Annotated in this window: 1 protein-coding gene; it reads left to right on the top strand. The window is 47.2% G+C overall.

Annotated features, from left to right (window positions below; genetic code table 11):
* Positions 1-702 (top strand): HAD family hydrolase (locus R7Z49_RS24150; RefSeq protein ID WP_318112251.1); only part of this gene is annotated, 702 nt, incomplete at its 5' end.
* Positions 703-832 lie beyond the last annotated feature (130 nt).

The raw sequence follows: 832 nt of genomic DNA, 5'->3' as shown, positions 1-832 counted from the left end.
ACGCATCCAGAATGGAAAACGCAGGAACCTTTTAAATCCGTCATTGAAAACGACTTAGAGAAAGTCTTTGCTGGCGGCAAAGAATCGCTACTCCAAATCATGAAAGTCACCCACAGCGGCATGACCGTTGAAGAATACCAACAATCCGTTGAGCAATGGCTTGCGGCGGCGAAAGACAAGCGCTTTGGTAAAGCCTACAACGACCTCACCTTTAAGCCGATGCGCGAAATGCTTACGTACCTGCAAGAGAACAACTTCAAAACCTACATTGTTTCGGGTGGTGGCGTGGACTTTATGCGCGTGTGGGCGCCAGAGGCTTACAACATTCCTGAAGAACAAATCATCGGCAGTGCGTTGAAATACGAATACAGCTTTAATGATGGTCAGCCTAAAGTGATGAAGTTGGGCGAACTGTTAACGCTCGATGATAAAGAAGTGAAAGTCGAAAACATCCCGTACATTAGTGGCAAGAAACCAGTGCTCGCCGTTGGTAACTCGGACGGAGACCAAGCGATGATGCAGTGGGCGACAAGCCAACCAAATTCTATGGCGATGATTGTGCATCACACTGACGAAGCGCGCGAGTGGAAATACGACCGTCAATCGGACGTTGGCCGCTTAGATAAAGCGTTAGACGAAGCCAATGCGCGTGACAACTGGCAGCTTATCGACATGAAAAACGATTGGTGCGCTGTTTATTAAACAGGAGTGCTGTTCGAAGCCCAATCAATTTACGAACCAAGACCGAAAAATTCCCCACGCTTTGGGGAATTTTTCTATTTGCATGCCAAATTCTTGTATTTCTTCACGATCACTTCACGCTTCATCACAC

This window comes from Vibrio sp. 1562, assembly GCF_033340155.1.
Taxonomy (GTDB): Bacteria; Pseudomonadota; Gammaproteobacteria; order Enterobacterales; family Vibrionaceae; genus Vibrio; species Vibrio alginolyticus.
This window is presented reverse-complemented; position numbering and strand designations above follow the sequence as displayed.